Genomic DNA, 18,419 nt, shown 5'->3' on the forward strand with positions numbered 1-18,419 from the left:
CCGCACCCTCCCTTTAAGGCCAAACGTGCGGGGAGGGGCGGAGTTCCGAAAGCCCAAGGCTCACGGCCAAGGGGAACGGCGGGCGTGGCGGGCGGAAAAGCGCGGGGGGGCTTCTTCGCACGCCACGCCAGAGGCGAAAACGGAGGCCTTCAGAAGTCGGTCTGCCTTGTGAAGGCTTCCGTTTCAAGGCGGTCGTTAGTGAACCGTGACGCCATGGGGGGCGCGGGTCGAGGTGGCGTCGAGCAACATCAGCGCCGTGCCGGGATGACGGCCGATCAGTTCGGGCAAGATGCCGTCGATGGTGGTGGCGCGGCTGGCCTGATCGGTCAGAACGGCGGCGAAGGGGCCTTCTTCTTCAAGCAGGCGCAGGGCGCCGGCAACCTCATTGGCGGTGAAAACGGAAAAGCGATCGCATAATTCCGCTTCGGCCAGACGAAGAACCTTGTCGTCTTCGCTGACCACCAAAACCCGGGCTGCACCTGACAGGGAGGATTTATCCGACATCGATTGGGTTCCTTGCGCTCTCCGCCCCGCTCGCCGGGGAACGGCCTTGGTTCACTCCCTTATGGCAAGAACCGTACCAGTCGGGGCGCGATTACTACGGGCGGACAGAAAGGTCTCATAGGGCAAGGGCTTGCCGGATTTTGCCAAGAAAGCACCTGAAGCAGACCAGCCGTTGCGGAGCCGGCACGTTTCGCGGATTGCGAAGCAAAGCGGAACCCTTGGATCATCTCGCAGCAAAACGGGTGACGGTCAGGCCTGCTCTTCGGGACTGCGGCAGCGCAGCGACAGGGCATGCACGCGCTCGCGCAGTTCCTCGGCCACCAAGGCGTTGACCAGACGCTGGCGCTCCAAGCGCGACATCCCGGAAAAGCGCGCCGAAACGATGTCGAGGCTGAAATGGGTCTCGCCGGCGCCGTCGATCGGCGCATGGCCGCCCTGATCGGCCGGGGCGAGGGCGGCGAGGCGATCGCCATGGCCGGCATGCTTGCGCGAGTCATCGCGAATGATCAGGGTTTCGGGGGCGAGACCGGCCCGCAGCTTGCTTTCCAGGCGGTCACGGATCGGGGTGGCGGAGGACGGGGCGGCGAGGGTCATGGCGGATTTCCTTGCGATCGGACGGGGGCGGGGATCGGTTGGGGCCGGGGGGCGGGCCGTCACCCGGGAGGGGTGTTACCCGGGTGTGGTGTCGATTGGGGGGCGGGCGCGCTCCCTGTCAAGGGCGGTCGATGGCTTGCCTTGCGCCGGTTGGGCCCCCATAGTAGGCACCGTCATGACACAGAGCGATGGCATTGGACGCGGCGGCCGCAAAAAGCACCGCGCCGTCCCCCCCCCTTGATGGCTTTGCGAACGGCCCGGGGCTGGCGCCGCGCCGTTGTGATCACGCGGGGTGTGGCGCCGAGGGGCTCTACCGCGCCCCCAAGGATCGCGGCCTGCGCGAGTATTACTGGTTCTGTCTTGTTCACGTGCAGGACTATAATCGCACATGGAATTATTATGGCGCCATGAGCGAGGCCGAGATCGAGCGGGAGATCCGCCATTCCACGGTGTGGAACCGCCCGACTTGGCCGCTGGGCGAACGCGCCGTCAACGCCCGTCCCGGAACGGAGTCGCCTTTCGCCGACCCCTTTGGCCTGTTCGAGGAACAAAACGGCGAGGCCGCCCGCGCCCGGGTCTCGCGCGAGGGCGCCCGCTACCGCGAGGATGGGCCGCGCGCCCGGGCGATGCGGGTGCTTGATCTTGAAGAACCCCTGACCCTGGACGGACTGAAAAGCCGCTACAAGGTCTTGGTCAAACGCTATCACCCCGACGCCAACGGCGGGGACAAGGACTCCGAGGAGCGTTTCAAGATAGTCAACGAAGCCTATCACGTGCTGGTCAACGTCCTGAACGCGTGACATTCTGCCCGGCCGCCCCTGTGCGGTCCGCTTTTTCATCACCAAGCCGTTTGCCTGAGAACGAGGAAGTCCATGGACGTCGCTGCTGAGTATCCCGTTGATAAACCCGACACCCAGGTTTCCGTGCGGGACGTGTTCGGTATCGAGTCCGATCTGACCGTGCCGGCCTTCACCGAGGTGTCCGAGCACGTTCCCGATCGCGACGACGCCTATTGCTTCGACCGCGACACCACTTTGGCCGTTCTCGCCGGGTTCGCCTTCAATCGCCGGGTGATGATCCAGGGCTATCACGGCACCGGCAAATCCACCCATATCGAGCAGATCGCCTCGCGCCTCAACTGGCCGTGCATCCGCGTCAATCTTGACAGCCACGTCAGCCGCATCGATCTGGTCGGCAAGGATGCCATCGTTTTGCGCGACGGGCTGCAGGTTACGGAATTCCGCGAGGGAATCCTCCCCTGGTGTCTGCAGCGGCCGATCGCCCTGACCTTTGACGAATACGACGCCGGGCGGGCCGATGTGATGTTCGTCATCCAGCGGGTGCTCGAGGTCGAAGGCCGGTTGACCCTGCTCGATCAGAACAAGGTGATCCGCCCCCACCCCTATTTCCGTCTGTTCGCCACCGCCAATACGGTTGGCCTGGGCGATACCACCGGGCTTTATCACGGCACCCAGCAGATCAATCAGGGGCAGATGGACCGCTGGAACATCGTCGCCACGCTGAATTACCTGGAGCACGACGTGGAGGTGGGGATCGCCCTGGCCAAGCGTCCCGAATACGACACCCCCGAAGGCCGGGCCAAGATCAACGCCATGGTCGGCGTGGCCGATCTGTCGCGCAGCGGCTTCATCAACGGCGATATCTCGACCGTGATGTCGCCGCGCACCGTGCTGACCTGGGCCGAGAACGCCACCATCTTTGGCGATGACGCCTTCGCCTTCCGCGTGACCTTCCTGAACAAATGCGACGAGACCGAACGTCCGATCATCGCCGAGTATTATCAGCGGTGCTTTGGTAAGGAGCTCCCCGAGAGTGCGGCCTTCCGCACCGCCTTCCTGTGAGGCGCGGCGCGGGGCGGCGACAGGTCAGGGACGGATCGAAGCGATGACGCGTATTCCGGTGCCCGGTGCCGGCGGCCGGGCGAACGAGCCGCAGGAAGCCTTGAAAAACGTCACCTCGGCGACGCTGCGCGCCGTGGCCGGGCGGCCGGGGCTGGTGGTGTCTTATACCCCGGGCGGGGCGGCGCTGATCGGCGGGCAGGCCCGTCTGCCCCTGCCGCCGCGCAAGCTCGATCCCGGACAGATCACCCGGCTGCGCGGCACCGCCGACAGTCTGGCCCTGAAACTGCGCCACCACGACATCACCATCCAGGCCGGGCTGGAACCGACCGGGATCGAAGCCCGCGAGGTGTTTTCCGCCCTGGAACAGGCGCGCTATGAAACCCTGGGGGCGGGGCGGATGGCCGGGGTGGCGGCCAATATCGCTGGGGCGGTCGAAGAACGGCTGGCCGGCGAAGGCTATGACAAGGCCACCGATCCCGGTCAGATCCCCTTGGGCGAGGCGGTGCGCCTGTTGGCTCTGGAACGCTTTGGCAAGGTCGCGCCCGGGCCGGTGACCCGTCATGTGCTCGATCTGGCCCGTCAGGTGCTGCCCGAGTCCGCCCAGGCGGCGCTGGAGCGGATGATCGCCGAAGTGGGCGATCAGAAGCGCTTCGCCCGCTCGACCCGCGAATTGCTCGATGAAATGGGCCTGGAGGATTTCGATCCGACCCAGGCCGACCGCTCCGATGACGAAACCCGCAGCGGCGAGAGCGAGCCCGAAGCTGGCGAAGGGGCCGAGGACAGCCCGCCCGAGGGGATTTCAAGCCCCGGTCCGGAAAGCGACATGCAGATGGCGCCGGGCGAGGGGGAAAGCGGCGAGGGCGAGGAAGAGGGCTCCGCCCAGCAGGCGACCCTGCCCGGCGAGGGCGGCGAGGATCCGGCTGGCGAGGGCGATCCGTCGCGCCGGCGCAATTCGGTCGACGAGGACGACGACGTCGACCGCTACAAGGTGTTCAGCCGCACCCATGATCAGGTGGTTGGCGCCCTGGATCTGTGCGATCCCGAAGAACTGACCCGCCTGCGCGCCCAGCTTGATATGCAGCTTTCGCCGCTTCAAGGCGTGGTGACGCGCATCGCCAACCGCTTGCAGCGCCGACTGATGGCCCAGCAGACCCGTAGCTGGGAATTCGACCTGGAAGAAGGCTTGCTTGATGTCAGCCGGCTGGCCCGCATGGTCGCCAACCCCACCTATACCTTGTCCTACAAGCAGGAAAAGGAGATGGAGTTCCGCGATACGGTGGTCAGCCTGTTGATCGATAACTCCGGCTCGATGCGCGGCAGGCCGATTTCGGTGGCCGCCGTCAGCGCCGATATCCTGGCGCGCACCCTGGAGCGCTGCGGGGTCAAGGTCGAGATCCTGGGCTTCACCACCAGCGCCTGGAAGGGCGGCAAGGCCCGCGAGGACTGGGTGGCGGCGGGCAAGCCACCGCTTCCCGGACGGCTGAACGATCTGCGCCATATCATCTATAAGGAAGCCGATGTGCCCTGGCGGCGGGCCCGCCGGGCCTTGGGATTGATGCTCAAGGAAGGCATCCTCAAGGAAAATATCGATGGCGAGGCCTTGCTGTGGGCCCATAGCCGGTTGGTCGGCCGGCCGGAAGCCCGGCGTATCCTGATGGTGATCTCCGATGGCGCCCCGGTCGACGACAGCACGCTTTCGGCCAATACGGGCAATTACCTGGAAAAGCATCTGCGCGAGGTCATCGCCCTGATCCAGGATCGCTCGCCGGCCCAATTGGTCGCCATCGGCATCGGTCACGATGTCACCCGCTATTATCAGCGGGCGGTCACCATCAATGATCCCGAGGACCTGGGCGGCACCATGATGCGCCAGCTTCTCGAATTGTTCGAAGAGCCCTCCGCGCCGAACCGCCGTTGGCGCAAGGCCGACCGGCTGGCCCTTTGACCCTTTTTTTTCGCGGAGACGGACAATGCCGGGTTTTCTGACGGCCGATCTCATTCGGGCCCGGCTGGCGCCGAAGGATTTTCAGCGCGGCGAGGAGTACCTGAAAGACGGGCGGGTGCTTAAAGCCGAATGGGTGGCCGACGACGAGATTTCCGGTCAGGTCGCCGGCTCGGCCGGGCGGCGCTATGTGCAAACGATTACGCTTGAGAACGGCCTGGGCGGTCTGTCGATCGTTGGCTATTGCTCCTGCCCGGTCGGCTTCGCCTGCAAGCATGTCGCCGCCGTTTTATTAACCCTGGCCCGCGAGGCCGAACCGGTGGTTCCGGCTTGGGATGGGTCCTTCGGGGCGCGGCCGGCCCAGGCGGCGGTCAGCGAACCGACCCTTGATCCCGCTCTCGCCGAATGGATCGCCGCCGTCGCCGGCTTCGAGGAGGTCGGCGATCCGGAGGCCTATCCGCCGGCGATCCGCCACCGCTTGATCTATGTGGTCGGCCCCCAGGGGGAAGGCGGCGTTCCGCAAAATGGCGAGGGCCGGAGCGAGAGCCGGGGCGGGGGGCGGGTCAGCGCCGAGATCGAAGTGACCTTGTGGTCGATCGCCGTGCTCAAGGACGGCCAGATGTCGAGCGTTGAGCGCCGCATCCTGTCGGCCGACGCCCTGGTGCGCTCGCCGGCCCGCCCGGCCTATCTGCGGCCCAGCGATTTGGCCCTGGTGCCGCGTCTGGCGGCCTTGCGCGCCCCCGGGGGCGGCAACGCCCTGCTGTTGCCCCAGATCAGCGGCAGCGAGTTGTTCGCGGCGATGGTGGCCAGCGGCCGCTGCCGGTGGGGCGGCCCCGATGGTCCGACGCTTTATCCGGGCGCGGCGCGCCGGGCCAAGCTGGTCTGGCGTTCGGATGGCGAGGGCTGGCAGAGACCGGCGATCGAGCCCGAGGCGATGGCGCCCGAGGCCGCTGATCCCGAGACTGCCCAGCCCGATATCGGCCAACCCTATATCGCCCAGCCTGCTATCCCCGAGATCGGGGCTCTCGACGGCGAGGCTGTCGAGGCCCCGACACGGACCGATCCGGACGACGCTTCCCCCGCCCCCGAGGATGGGGAAAGCGGGCAAAGCCCGGAGGCGGAGGCCTGGGATCTGCGCGCCCTGCCGATCGAGCCGCCGGCCTATGTCGATCCCCGGTCCGGCGAGACCGGACCGCTTGATCTCGGCCTGGATCCGCGCCTTGCCGCGCGTTTGCTCAGCGCGCCGCCGATCCCGCCGACCTCGGTCGACGCGGTGCGCAGCCGCCTGGGCGCCCTGTTGCCGGCGGCGGTTCCGGTGCTGCCCGCGCCGATCGATGCCCAGCCGCTGTCCGTCGCCCCCCAGCCGATCCTCCGCCTGCTCGCCCTGCGCGCCGTGCCGCGGATGCGCGGCGCCGAGATGCCCGGCGAGACCACCCAGGCCTTGGTGGCGCGGCCGTGTTTCGCCTATGACAGCGTGATCCTGCCCGCCGATTCCAGCGAACCGGCGCCTTTGCGCATGGTTGGCGCCAGCCTGATGCGCATCGAGCGGGATTTCGCCGCCGAAGGCACGGCGCTACGCCAGCTTGATCGCATCGGCCCGCTGCGCGTCGCCGAGGCCTTGGGCCGGGTGCGGGTCGAAGGCGGCATCAGCGCCGATCGGCTGATCGCCCCGCCCTTTCTGCCGCGTGGCGAGGAACGCGAACGCGCCGTCGATTTCCTGCGCGACGGCGTGCCCGACCTGGAAGAGGCCGGCTGGCGGATCGAGATCGATCCCGATTTTCCCGTGCGCCCGGTCGTCGCCGACAGCCAGGATTGGTGGGGTGGTCTGAATGCCGTTGGCGGGCTGGAAGGCACGGTCGGCGGCTGGCTGTCGGTCGGGCTGGGGGTAACCATCGACGGCGAGCGGGTCGATCTGCTGCCGGCGCTGCTGACCCTGCTTGGCGAGGGCGAGGATCTGGTCGAGCGCGAAGAGGACGAGCTTTTGTACCTGCCGCTGGGCGATGGCCGGGTGCTGCCCGTCGCCGTGCGCCGCCTGCGGCCGATCTTCCATGCCCTTCATGCTGTGGCCGTGCCCGACGAGCGCGCCGGTCCGGGGGTGCGGCTGAGCGGGCGCGATCTTGGGCCGCTGGCCCTGCTCGAAGAGGCCGGCAAGCCGCTGGGCGTCGTCTGGGAGGGGGCCGAAGGGGCGCGCGATATCGCCCGCCGGCTGGCCGTCGTCGGCCTGCGCGAGGCGGTGGCGCCGCCCAAGGGGCTGGTCGGGTCGCTGCGGGCCTATCAGAATGAGGGGCTGGACTGGCTGCAATTCCTGCGGGCCAATAACCTGGGCGGCATCCTGGCCGATGATATGGGGCTGGGCAAGACGCTGCAGACCCTGGCCCATATCCTGGTCGAAAAGGAATCGGGGCGGCTGAACGATCCGGTGCTGATCGTCGCCCCGACCAGCGTGCTTGGCGCCTGGCGGCGCGAGGCGGCGCAATTCGCCCCCGGCCTGCGGCTGGTGGTTCTGCATGGCCCCGAGCGGGCGGCGGGCTTTTCCCAGATGGCCGACCAGGATGTGGTCGTCACCTCCTATGCCCTGGTCCGCCACGATCTCGAGGTGCTGAAGGCCCAGCCCTGGCACATGCTGGTGCTGGACGAGGCCCAGACCATCCGCAATCCGCAGACCGTTCAATACAAGGCGGTGGCCGCGCTCAAGGCCCGTCACCGGCTGTTCCTGACCGGCACGCCGCTGGAAAACCACCTGGGCGACCTGTGGGCGCTGATGGATCTGCTGATGCCCGGGCTGCTGGGCGACGGCGCCACCTTCCGCCGGGTCTTCCGCGGCCCGATCGAAAAGCGCGGCGACGGCCCGCGCCGCCGCGCCCTGGCGGTGCGGGTGCGGCCGTTCATCCTGCGCCGGACCAAGGACGAGGTGGCCACCGATCTGCCGGCCAAGACCGAGATGATCGATATGGTCGAACTGGAAGGCGGGCAGCGCGACCTTTACGAGGCCGTCCGTCTGGCCGCCCATAAGGCGATTCGCGAGGTGCTGGCCGAAAAGGGCTTGGCGCGCGGGCGCATTCACATTCTGGCCGCCCTGACCCGGCTGCGTCAGGTGTGCTGCGATCCGCGGCTGGTCAAGGGCGGGCCGCGCAAACCGCCGCCCTCGGCCAAGCTCGACCGACTCGAGGAAATGCTGCGCGACCTTGTCGACGAGGGCCGCCGTACCCTGGTGTTCTCGGCTTTCCCGTCGATGTTGGCCCTGGTCGAGGAGCGGCTGGCCGCCGCCTCGATCCCCTGGGTGTCGCTGACCGGCGAAACCCGCGACCGCGATACCCCGGTCACCCGCTTCCAGTCGGGCGCGGTGCCGGTCTTCCTGATCAGCCTCAAGGCCGGCGGCACCGGCCTGACCCTGACCGCCGCCGATACGGTCATTCACTATGATCCCTGGTGGAATCCGGCGGTCGAGGCCCAGGCCACCGACCGCGCCCACCGCATCGGTCAGGATAAGCCGGTCTTCGTTCACAAGCTGGTGGCCGCCGGCACCGTCGAGGAACGCATCCTCGCCCTGCAAGACCGCAAGCGCGGCCTGCTCGACGGGCTGTTCGACGGCGAGGCCGGGCCCTCCTCGCTGCTCTCCGAAGAGGTGATCGAGGAAATCCTCAGGCCGCTGGGCTGACCTTGGCCCTGTTGGCTTGGGCGGTCTCCCTGTCGAAGCGGTAGGCGTCCATCGCCAGCACGCCATGGGCGACGCTGTCGTGCAGGCGTTGGCCGATGGCGCCGTCGCCAGCCGCGCCCAGGGCCACATACAGCGGCATCAGGTGCTCTTCGGTCGGGTGATGGTCCACGGCGCCCGGCGCCGCCCGGCGATAGGCGAGAAGGGCGTCCAGATCCTGGGCGGCGATTTTCCCGGCCATCCACTGGGCGAAGGGCGCGACATCGTTCGCCGCCGGGGCGTTGGCCGCCTGTCCCTGGTAGCGCCCGAGGTTATGGGTCAGGGTGCCCGAGCCGATCACCACCGCGCCGTCGTCGATCAAGGGCGCCAGGGCCCGGCCGAGGGCCAGATGGACCGCCGGCCCGCCGCCGCGCACCAACGAGACCTGAACGACGGGCAGCCGCGCCTGGGGATCGATCAGTCGCAAGGGCGCCCAGGCGCCGTGGTCCAGGCCGCGCTTGGCATCGGCTTCGGCGGCGAAGCCGGCGGCTTGCAGCAAGGCCACAGTCCGTAGGGCGACCTCGGGGGCGCCCGGCGCGGGATGGGTGATCGCGTAAAGCGGCGCGGGGAAGCCCGAGAAATCATGGATGGTTTGCGGCAAGGCGCTGGAACCGACGCGCGGCACGCCGGTCTGCCAATGGGCGCTGGCGATGATCAGCGCCTTGGCCCCGGCAAGCAGCGGCCCCAGGCCATCAAGAAAGCCATAGGCCGGCGCCTCCGGGCCAAGCAGCAGGGCCGGGGACCCGTGGGACAGGAACAGGCTGGCGGGAAGGCCGGATCGCGACATCGTGAAAGCTCCATCATGCTACCCAAGCCCCCCTTTTGTCGGGGACCGTGATCTCAAGATGGCGCGCGGCCGCCGAGCCCGGTAGCGCGGCTTATGGAAACAAGCCGGTCATGACCCGCGATCAATCGGCCCGATCAATCGCGCGCAAAGCCCAGAACGCCAACGGCCCGCCGATCAAGACCGGCGGGCCGTGGAAAGCGGAATACCGTGCCGAAGCTTAGGCGGCGGCAGCGGCGGCGTCGCGGATCTTGACCATGCGACGCTTGACCTTGCGCAGCTCGACGGTCAGCTCGACCGACGGCGTGGACAGCAAGAAAGCGTCGATGCCGCCCCGATGCTCGACCGTGCGCAGGCCATGGGCCGACAGGCGCATCCGCACCGGCTCACGCAGCAGGTCGCTCATCAGCGAGTTGACCTGCAGGTTCGGCAGGAAGCGGCGACGCGATTTGATATTGGAGTGGCTGACATTGTTGCCAGTCTGCACGCCCTTGCCGGTTACGGCGCAACGACGGGACATGTGTCGGTCCTCTTTAAAAAAATGCGGTTCTCGTGGCTCGAAAGAGAGGCGGGTTCTACCCAAGCCCCCCGTCTTCGTCAAGTAAAATCGCCCCTTTTGGCGCAAGGCGCGGCAAACAGGGCGCCCGGGTCGTGGCGGATCGCCGGGCTAATCGAACAGCTTGTCGATATCGGCCTGACCCAAGGGGACGATGGGGGTCAGCGGTTTGGGCGCGGGCGGCGGCGGGGCGGGGCGGCTTTTGGCCACGCCTTTGGCCGGCGGTGGCGGCGGAGCGGGCTCTGAAGCGGGCGGGGGCGGAGGGGCTGACGGCGGTTGTGACGGCGGTGGGGACGCGGTGGCGGGGGCCGGGGTGCCGGCGAGCATGGCGTCGATCTCGGCCTGGGTCGCCCCCTGGCCGTTGAGCGCCGGTCCGTGGAGGAAGCTGTCGTAATCGTCCTTGGTCGTCGGCGCGGTCGCGGGCATGGCGGGGGTGTCGTCGACGTTTTCCTCGGCGATCTGCTCGGGGCCCCACATGGTGATCAGCTTGTGAACCTGCGACTCGATGAACTGCAGGGAATTCACCACCTTGGTGATGCGCTGGCCGGTGATGTCTTGGAACGAGCAGGCTTCGAAAATCTGGCCGACAAGATCGGGAACCTGCCCCAGTTTGCGCGCGGCCTCCTCGTCGGCCACGGTCGAGGCCAAACCCGAGGTGATCATATCCAGGGTCTCGGCGGCTTCCATGATGGTGTTCGTCGCCGTTTCCGTCGACTCGACGATGGCGTCGAGTTCATCGGACATGGCGCTGAAACGGTCGTTGGTGGCGCCGGGGCGATGAATCGACGCGATCTCGCGCCGCATCTTTTGGATGTGCTCGAAAAGGCCCATGACTTCGCGGCGGAGAATGAGCAGATCAGAGGGGTCGGGCATTCTTGTCCAACGGGCGGGTAAACGAGACGGAGCATTCGTTTACCACCCGTTTCCTTTCGGTACCATTAAGGGGCGGCGACGCGGGGAAGCCGCTTAGGAGTCCTTGTCGCGGCCTTCGTTGAGCAGCGTGCGCATCGCCGTCATCACCAGACGTTGGCGCTGTTCATCCGACAGGTTGGCAAGAATTTTCTGTTTGGCGCCATGGACCTGCATGGCCTTGCGGATCAGTTCGGCCCGCTCGGGCGTCATCAGATCGCCTTGGGCGGCCCGTACCTGGGCCAGGGCTTTTTCGCGCGCCGATCCCGCTTCGGCGACCGGTGCGGCGGCGGCTTTGGTTCCGGCCTTTCCGGGCGCGGGTTTTCCCTTGGTCGCGGCGGGCGGCCGACCGGTTTTCTTCACCCCCCCCCGGGTGGGGGGCGGCTTCGCGGCGGCCTTGGGATCGCCAAGCAGGCGATTCCATAGCGCATCGATCCAGCCCATCGTTTAGCCCTCGTTTGGCGGCACGGCGGCCCGCTCGCGCGGGCGGGCCGGGCGTTGCGGACGGTCGACCTGATCGCCGACCACGCGGCGGGGCGCGGGTTCCGCCTCCTCGGTGACGCCGCGTTCCGTCAGAACGGTGCGCGACAACGAGCGCGCCACCCGTTCCTGGATGCTTTCCATCTCGTCGCGGGTGATTCGCGGATAGGGCGGATGGGGGGCGAGGGGGCGGGGCGGGTCGGTCGGAGCATCGGCCGGCTTGCCGTCGTCCTTCGCCGCGTCCTTGGCGGCGGGGTCGGCAGGGGCGGTTTCACCGGCCGGGTCGTCCGCCGTCGCCTCAAGGGGTTCGGTCGGTGCCGGCGCGAGGGGCGCGGGCGCGGCGGCCAGCGTCTCGGCCGTTGCCCGGCTGGCGGGGGGCGGCGGCGCGGGTTGGGGCGCCGCTGGGGCGGCGGGCCGGGGCGCGGCCTGAGTCGGGACCGGGGACGGCGCCGGCGCGCTCTGGGTCGAGGGGCCGGTGAACGGCGGCGGAACCGCCGGGCGCGACGGCGCCTCGGCCGGATCGGCGGCCCTGCCAGGGGCGATCTCGGCGGCCGGCGTCTGGCCGGGCAGGCGCTGGTTGACCGAGTCGAGCAAGCCGGCGACCTGACCCAGCGGACCGTCGGTCAGGATCTCGCCAAGCAGTTTGTCCTCGCCCTGATCCTGGGAGAGCCGGCAAACCATGGCGTGGCGTCGCAAGAAGCGCTGCAGGGCGGCGGCCGAGGGGCTATCGTTGGCCAAACGCTCGGCCAGGGCGCGGACCACCGCCGGTCCCGGACTGCCCATGCGGATCAGCAGCATCTCGGGGAAGGCCCAGGGGTTGCCCGCCGCATAAAGCGCCCACAGCGTTTCAACCTCTTCGCGCTCGATCATGCCCAGGCGGCGCATCAGCAGGGCCAGATGGCTCGACATGTCCTTCAGCGTCAGATCCAGGCCTTCGAGAAAGGCCCGGCGCCGCGCCTGTTCCTCAAGCAGAACCAAGGTGCGGGCGATGGTGTCGATGTCTTCGGTCCGTCGGGCCTGGGCGCCGGCGGGCGCGGCCCGGCGGTCGGCGCGAATCACGGCCAAGGCCGATCCCGCCGCCGCGCACAGCCACAAAATTCCCACCGGCACGATCGCCGCCGCCATCATCGAGGCGATGTCGACGGGGGCCATCGCCGCCAGACCCGCTTCTTCGGCCCCGGGAAGAACCAGGGCGACAAAGGCGGCGATCCAGCTCAGAGAAAGCAAAGCGGCGACGGCGAAGGGAACAAAAGGACCGGTCAAGGTGGCTTCTCTCGCGGTTGGGGCGCAAGGGACGCGGCAGTCCATGGGGACAAGGGATGTCCCCTGGAAGCGCTATCCCCGAGGCCTGCGGAGCGGGATGTCCGCATTCTGGGATTAATTGCCTAGCCAAGAGTATGGCACGATGGGAGGGCGCCTGTAAAACCCGGGATAGCGCCGAGTCGGCGATCCCCGGTCAAAACGCCGCCCCCGGCGGTAAGGCGATGGGACCGGCGGACGGTGCGGGCCGGGGCGGCATCCGTCCTGGAAACGACAAGGGCTGAGGGAACGGAGAACGATCGGGCGTGCCGGGCGTTGCTTTTGGGCGGCCCGCGCCGCAAAATGCACGGTGGTCGGTGGACGGGGGCGTTCCAGGGGAGTCGTCGACAGGCCCGACGATGCTCCGACCGCGGCTTGGTGGCCTGGTGAACCCTTTGTGGAGCTGCCCCCTTGAGCTTTCTCAAGCACGTACAGGATTGCAATACCCACGATCTGTCCAATTTCGTGCGCTTCGTCATCGAAGGCCGACGGGTTGGTTGGGTGCGCAAGGCCCTGGCCCAGCGTTTGAAGGCGCATGGGCGCGTCTTCGACGTCACCCGCGACGCCGTTTTGCTCTCGGCCTCGTTGCGCACGCCGCAAAGCCGGACGCGGGCGGTGGCCGATGTTGTCGACCGGCTGGCCGACGAGGGCGTGGTTCCGGCGCCGCGCGGCGAGCTTTACCGGGTGAACCAAAGCTGGGGCGAACCCACCTTGATGCTGCTCGACCGGGCGGTGGTGCCGACCTTTGGCGTGCGCGCCTATGGCGTCCATCTCAACGGCTACGTCGGCGCCGGCGCCGATCTGCATCTCTGGATCGGCCGGCGCAGCCCGGATAAATCGGTGGCGCCCGGCAAGCTCGACAATATGGTGGCCGGCGGTCAGCCCGCCGATCTCAGCTTGCGCCAGAACCTGATCAAGGAATGCGCCGAAGAGGCCGATCTGCCCGAGGCCCTGGCCCGTCAGGCGATTCCGGTGGGGGCGATCACCTATTGCATGGAAAGCCCGGCGGGCATCAAGCCCGACACCTTGTTCCTCTATGATCTGGCCCTGCCCGAGGATTTCCGCCCCCATAACACCGATGGCGAGATGGCCGACTTCATGCTGTGGCCGGCGGCCAAGGTGGTGGAGGCGGTGCGCACCACCGAGGCCTTCAAGTTCAACGTCAATCTGACGGTGATCGATTTCGCCATTCGCCATGGCCTGATCGATCCCGACAACGAACCCGATTATCAGGAAATCCTGGCCGGTCTGCGCGGTCGTCCGCGCGAACGCGCCGCCTCGCCGGCCTGAGGAAGCCTGCTCCCCAAATGGCGGCCCGCCTCAGGCCGTCGGCCAATTGGCCTTGCCGGCCTGCGAGCGCAAGGCGGTATCGGCGCGCCCGGCCGCCGCCTTGCGGTTGACCGCCAGGGCGGCCAGGGCCACCCCCGAGACGATCAGCGTCAAGCCGATGATCAGCGGCACGGTGACGCGCTCGCCCAGCAAAAAGATCGACGACAGCATGCCGATCACCGGGACGCCCAGGGTGATGTTGGACATGGCGAAGGCGCTGACCCGCCGGCCGTATTCCGAGGAGATGACGAAGCAGGCCGAGGTGGCGATCGGGCCGAAGTAGATCAGGAAGCCGATCAGTTCGGGTGTCCAGGCGATGGTCAGGGGCGAGCCGTCGACGCTGGCGGCGATGACGATCAACGGCAGAGCGGCCAGCAGCATCTGCCAGGGGGCGAGATCGATCGGCCGGGCGGTGAAGCGATGGCGCCGCACATGCAAGATCACGAACGACCAGCACATCGCCGACAGCAGCAGCAAGGCGTTGCCCAGCAGCACCGTGCTGTCGCCCCAGTCCATATCGGCGGGCGAGCAGATGACCGCCACCCCCGACAAGCCGACGCACAGCGCCACCCCCTGGGCGGCGGTGGGGCGCTGACCAAAGGCGATCCAGGCGGTCACCACCGCCCATAACGGCGTGGTATAGGCGAGAAGGGCGGCCCGCCCGGCGTCGGTATACTGCATGGCCACCAACCCCAGGCCGGTGAAGGCCATCATCTGCAAGCCGCCGACGCTGGCGACGATCGGCCAGTCGGCGCGCGGCGGCAAGCGCAGTTCCCCGCGGCAGGCCAGGAAGGCGAAGAGGCACAGTCCGCTGCTGGTGAAGCGGATCGCCGCCAACCACAGCGGCGGGGCGAGGCCGACGCAGATCTTCATCACCGGCCAGCTAAAGCCCCAAAGCGCCACCATCACCCCCAGCCAGACCAGGGCCGAGGATTTGAACCCGGGATGAAGGGCGGCCAACGAATCGGCGGCGGGGAGGGCGCTTGGCTGGGACATGGCGGCGGCTTTCCAGGGCGAGAAGGGCGTACCCGGAAAGGATTAACCGGACAGCCTGGAAAATCCGTTTGATCTTGGCATCTTTGCGCCGATTATCAGAGAAATTTGCCGCCTGGATCCCTTACCGAGAAAAATCATGCCCAGCCGTACCGCGCCGCTTGATCGGGCCAGCATCCGCCTGCTTGAAGCGCTTCAGACCAACAGCGAGGTCAGCGTCGCCGAATTGGCCGACCTGGCCGGGCTTTCGACCTCGCCCTGCTGGCGGCGGATCAACGAGCTCAAGGCCCGTGGCGTCATCACCCGCTGCGTGGCGATCGTCGATCCTTTGGCCCTGGGGCTGGCGGTGAATGTCTTCGTCCACGTCTCGCTCGAGCGCCAGGACCGGCGGTCGCTCGATGTCTTCGACGCCGCGGTGCGCCAGCGCCCCGAGGTCATGGAATGCTATCTGATGAGCGGCGAGTCCGATTACCTGCTGCGCGTCGTCGTCGAGGATCTGATCGAATACCAGTCACTGATGATCGATTTCCTCACCCGCATCCCCGGCGTCGCCAGCATCCGCTCGAGTTTCGCGCTGAGTCAGGTGAAATACACCACCGCCCTGCCCACCGCCCATCTGAAGCGCAGCCCGTAGGGGGCGGGTTTTGTGTTGCGGCGCGGCAAGAAAATTGCGCCGGCCCGCGCCAAGTCCGACCGGTCCGTTCGCGGTGGCTTGATCGCGACCGGTCCGCAACCCATTCTTGCCAACGGACGCGCCCGCCAACCGGCCGTCTGGCGCCGACGCCGCCGTTGGCGCTCCAATCACCAGGAACAGGGAATCCCCATGAGCTTCACTCTTGTCGATCAGGCGCCGGCCCGTCTCAACCGTTCGGAACAGGCCGTGCCGGGCTCCAACACCAAATTCCTGGAAAAGGCCGCCAAGGGCGATGCCGACGTGGTGTTCCTCGATCTGGAGGACGCGGTGGCGCCCTCGGAAAAGGAACAGGCGCGCAAGAACATCATCGCCGCGCTCAATGACCTGGACTGGTCGGGCAAGACCGTGTCGCTGCGCATCAACGGCCTTGATACCCATTACATGTACCGCGATGTCATCGACGTGCTGGAACAGGCGCCGGGCAAGCTTGATCTGATCATGATCCCCAAGGCCGGCACGGCGGCCGACGTCTATGCCCTTGATATGCTGGTCACCCAGATCGAAACGGCGACCAAGGTCGACAAGCGCATCGGCTTCGAGCTGATCATCGAAACCGCCTTGGGCATGCGCAATATCCACGAGATCGCCGGGGCCAGCCCGCGCAACGAGTCGTTGCATTTCGGCGTGGCCGATTACGCCGCCTCGACCAAGGCGCGGACGACGGCGATCGGCGGCCCCAACGCCGATTACGGCGTGCTGACCGATCCGCTTGACGATGGCCAGCGGGCCTATCATTGGGGGGACATGTGGCATTACGCCATCGCCCGCATGGTGGTCGCCGCCCGCGCCCACGGCCTGCGCCCGGTTGACGGCCCCTTTGGCGATATCGGCGATCACGACGGCTATCGCGCCCAGGCCTTGCGCGCCGCCGTGCTGGGCTGCGAGGGCAAATGGGCGATCCATCCCAGTCAGGTGACGTTGGCCAACGAGGTGTTCAGCCCCTCGGACAAGGAGGTCGCCCATGCCCAGGCCATTCTTGACGCCATGGAACAGGCGGGCAAAGAGGGCAAGGGGGCGGTTACTCTCAACGGCCGGCTGATCGATATCGCCTCGATCAAGCAGGCCCAGGTGATGGTCGACAAGGCCCGTCAGGTCCGCGCCGGCTAAAAGGCCCCCCGGGGTGGATCGCCAAAAAGGCGGCGATCCACCCTTGGCGCGTGTCCAACCATCCGGAAATGATATCCCTGTTTGGCTCCGGCCCGGCCTTGTGCTAGGGAAGGCGCTTGTTTTGGCGAGCTTTGCGGTCTTTGCTTCGAGCGTCGGCTTTGACCGTCGGCTCTAACCGCCAGCTTTGACCGCCCGCTCTGACCGCCAGCTCTGACCGAATGTGGACAGCCATGCATTTTCTGGACTTCGAGAAGCCGATCGCTGAATTGGAAGGCAAGATCGAGGAACTTCGCCACCTCTCCGATGCCGATGGCATAAACATCGCCGAGGAGGTGGGGCGCCTGCAGCAGAAGGTGGATAAGCAGCTGCGCGCCGTCTATGCCAAGCTTACCCCCTGGCAAAAGGCGCTGGTCGCCCGCCATCCCGATCGGCCCCATTGCCTGGATTACGTCAAGGCGCTGTTCACCGATTTCACGCCCTTGGCCGGCGATCGCCTGTATGGCGAGGATCACGCGGTGATCGGCGGGCTGGCGCGCTTTCGCGGTCACCCGGTGGTCGTCATCGGCCAGGAAAAGGGCAGCGATACGGAAACCCGCCTGCGCCATAACTTCGGCATGGCCCGGCCCGAGGGCTATCGCAAGGCCCAGCGCCTGATGACTCTGGCCGAGCGCTTCCATTTGCCGGTGCTGACCCTGATCGATACCGCCGGGGCCTATCCGGGCGTCGGCGCCGAGGAGCGCGGTCAGGCCGAGGCCATCGCCCGCACCATCGAACGCGGCCTTGATCTGCGCGTGCCCTTGATTTCCTGCGTGATCGGCGAGGGCGGCTCGGGCGGGGCCATCGCCATCGCCACCGGCAACGTCGTCTTGATGCTTGAACACGCCATCTATTCGGTGATTTCGCCGGAGGGCTGCGCCTCGATTCTGTGGCGCAGCGGCGAGATGACCCAGCAGGCCGCCGAGGCCCTGCGGCTGACCGCCCAGGATCTGCTTGAGTTCAAGGTCATCGACGAGGCCATCCCCGAGCCTTTGGGCGGCGCCCATCGCGATCGCGCCATGACCTTCGAGCGGGTGGGCGAGGCCTTCAACCGCCATCTCGAGCAGTTGATGCCCCAGGATGGCGGGGTGCTGCGCGCTCGGCGCCGCGATAAATTCCTGCAGATGGGCCGTCTCGAACTCGCCTAAGGGCCTTTTTGCGCGTCCCGCTCCCTTTTGGCGACAGAATCGATCCCCCCGTGAAAAAAAGCCGGGGATGGCCGTGAACACGTCAGGGAAATCGGCCGTTATATCGGATAGAACGGTCCGATCCCCCCGGTGTTCATCGCCGCTTCCGGCGGATGTCCGCCTTAATCCCTTTGGGGACACCGGCGCCGCCGTTTCTGGATGTAACGAGCCCCTTGTCTGACGAAAGGTGAGAAAATGGCCAAGAAAAAGCTGACCAAGAATATGGGTACGATCGATCGGGGTCTGCGGGCGACCCTCGGCATCTTGTTGCTGGCTCTGGCGGTGTCGGAGACCATCGGATCGTGGGGCTACATCGGCGTGCTGCCTCTGTTCACCTCGATCTGGGGGTGGTGCCCGGCCTATTACCCCTTCGGTTTCTCGACCTGCAAGACGACCGAGCACGGTGAGCCCGACGAGCCCGGCGAACCCACCCCCACGATCTAAGCCCA

17 protein-coding genes are annotated in these 18,419 nt (G+C 67.3%); 9 read left to right on the forward strand and 8 right to left on the reverse strand.

What is annotated here, in order from left to right; translation table 11 throughout:
- Window positions 1–195 precede the first annotated feature (195 nt).
- The gene (locus tag RRU_RS01075; RefSeq protein WP_011387956.1) at window positions 196–504 is read right to left on the reverse strand and encodes a hypothetical protein; all 309 of its coding nucleotides are present in this window, start codon (window positions 502–504) and stop codon (window positions 196–198) included.
- Between the two features lie 249 nt (window positions 505–753).
- Window positions 754–1,098, reverse strand: coding sequence for a BolA family protein (locus tag RRU_RS01080; protein WP_011387957.1), 345 nt, complete (start codon window positions 1,096–1,098; stop codon window positions 754–756).
- Between the two features lie 188 nt (window positions 1,099–1,286).
- Here RRU_RS01080 and RRU_RS01085 point away from each other — a divergent pair, with 188 nt between their 5' ends.
- The 4 genes from RRU_RS01085 to RRU_RS01100 all read left to right on the forward strand — a co-directional run bounded on the left by RRU_RS01085 (window position 1,287) and on the right by RRU_RS01100 (window position 8,560).
- Entirely contained in the window at window positions 1,287–1,898 is a 612-nt protein-coding gene (locus tag RRU_RS01085) for a J domain-containing protein (RefSeq protein ID WP_011387958.1), read from the forward strand.
- Between the two features lie 72 nt (window positions 1,899–1,970).
- Window positions 1,971–2,960, forward strand: coding sequence for a cobaltochelatase subunit CobS (gene cobS / locus RRU_RS01090; RefSeq protein ID WP_011387959.1), 990 nt, complete (start codon window positions 1,971–1,973; stop codon window positions 2,958–2,960).
- A 43-nt stretch (window positions 2,961–3,003) separates the two neighbouring features.
- On the forward strand, window positions 3,004–4,905 hold the full coding sequence (locus RRU_RS01095; RefSeq protein WP_011387960.1) for a cobaltochelatase CobT-related protein: 1,902 nt from the start codon (window positions 3,004–3,006) through the stop codon (window positions 4,903–4,905).
- Between the two features lie 25 nt (window positions 4,906–4,930).
- Window positions 4,931–8,560: a DEAD/DEAH box helicase gene (locus tag RRU_RS01100; protein WP_011387961.1), complete on the forward strand. Its 3,630-nt coding sequence runs from the start codon at window positions 4,931–4,933 to the stop codon at window positions 8,558–8,560.
- On the opposite strand, the gene RRU_RS01105 is transcribed toward RRU_RS01100, so the two are convergent.
- The 5 genes from RRU_RS01105 to RRU_RS01125 all read right to left on the reverse strand — a co-directional run bounded on the left by RRU_RS01105 (window position 8,544) and on the right by RRU_RS01125 (window position 12,588).
- Window positions 8,544–9,383, reverse strand: coding sequence for a DODA-type extradiol aromatic ring-opening family dioxygenase (locus tag RRU_RS01105; RefSeq protein ID WP_011387962.1), 840 nt, complete (start codon window positions 9,381–9,383; stop codon window positions 8,544–8,546). The genes RRU_RS01100 and RRU_RS01105 overlap by 17 nt on opposite strands.
- A 217-nt stretch (window positions 9,384–9,600) precedes the next feature.
- Window positions 9,601–9,900: a 50S ribosomal protein L28 gene (gene rpmB / locus RRU_RS01110; protein ID WP_011387963.1), complete on the reverse strand. Its 300-nt coding sequence runs from the start codon at window positions 9,898–9,900 to the stop codon at window positions 9,601–9,603.
- 147 nt (window positions 9,901–10,047) lie between these two features.
- Window positions 10,048–10,809, reverse strand: a complete 762-nt coding sequence (locus RRU_RS01115; protein ID WP_011387964.1) for a protein phosphatase CheZ — start codon at window positions 10,807–10,809, stop codon at window positions 10,048–10,050.
- 93 nt (window positions 10,810–10,902) lie between these two features.
- A complete protein-coding gene (locus RRU_RS01120) occupies window positions 10,903–11,289 on the reverse strand; it encodes a hypothetical protein (RefSeq protein ID WP_011387965.1) in 387 nt (128 codons plus the stop codon).
- 3 nt (window positions 11,290–11,292) lie between these two features.
- Window positions 11,293–12,588, reverse strand: coding sequence for a hypothetical protein (locus RRU_RS01125; protein WP_014625894.1), 1,296 nt, complete (start codon window positions 12,586–12,588; stop codon window positions 11,293–11,295).
- Between the two features lie 447 nt (window positions 12,589–13,035).
- Here RRU_RS01125 and RRU_RS01130 point away from each other — a divergent pair, with 447 nt between their 5' ends.
- Complete coding sequence (locus RRU_RS01130; RefSeq protein WP_011387967.1) at window positions 13,036–13,914, forward strand: DUF4743 domain-containing protein; 879 nt, start codon at window positions 13,036–13,038, stop codon at window positions 13,912–13,914.
- Window positions 13,915–13,944: 30 nt separating this feature from the next.
- Here the strand turns inward: RRU_RS01130 and RRU_RS01135 are convergent, their stop codons facing one another.
- On the reverse strand, window positions 13,945–14,949 hold the full coding sequence (locus RRU_RS01135; protein WP_011387968.1) for a DMT family transporter: 1,005 nt from the start codon (window positions 14,947–14,949) through the stop codon (window positions 13,945–13,947).
- A 136-nt stretch (window positions 14,950–15,085) separates the two neighbouring features.
- On the opposite strand from RRU_RS01135, the gene RRU_RS01140 reads away from it, so the two are divergent.
- From RRU_RS01140 to RRU_RS01155, 4 genes are all read left to right on the forward strand, one after another.
- Window positions 15,086–15,580: an Lrp/AsnC family transcriptional regulator gene (locus RRU_RS01140; RefSeq protein WP_011387969.1), complete on the forward strand. Its 495-nt coding sequence runs from the start codon at window positions 15,086–15,088 to the stop codon at window positions 15,578–15,580.
- Window positions 15,581–15,769: 189 nt separating this feature from the next.
- Entirely contained in the window at window positions 15,770–16,747 is a 978-nt protein-coding gene (locus tag RRU_RS01145) for an HpcH/HpaI aldolase/citrate lyase family protein (protein ID WP_011387970.1), read from the forward strand.
- A 230-nt stretch (window positions 16,748–16,977) separates the two neighbouring features.
- Window positions 16,978–17,931: an acetyl-CoA carboxylase carboxyltransferase subunit alpha gene (locus RRU_RS01150; protein WP_014625895.1), complete on the forward strand. Its 954-nt coding sequence runs from the start codon at window positions 16,978–16,980 to the stop codon at window positions 17,929–17,931.
- Between the two features lie 234 nt (window positions 17,932–18,165).
- Entirely contained in the window at window positions 18,166–18,414 is a 249-nt protein-coding gene (locus RRU_RS01155; RefSeq protein WP_011387972.1) for a YgaP family membrane protein, read from the forward strand.
- Window positions 18,415–18,419: the final 5 nt, after the last annotated feature.

Origin of the sequence: Rhodospirillum rubrum ATCC 11170 (assembly GCF_000013085.1) — a bacterium.
Lineage (GTDB): Bacteria > Pseudomonadota > Alphaproteobacteria > Rhodospirillales > Rhodospirillaceae > Rhodospirillum > Rhodospirillum rubrum.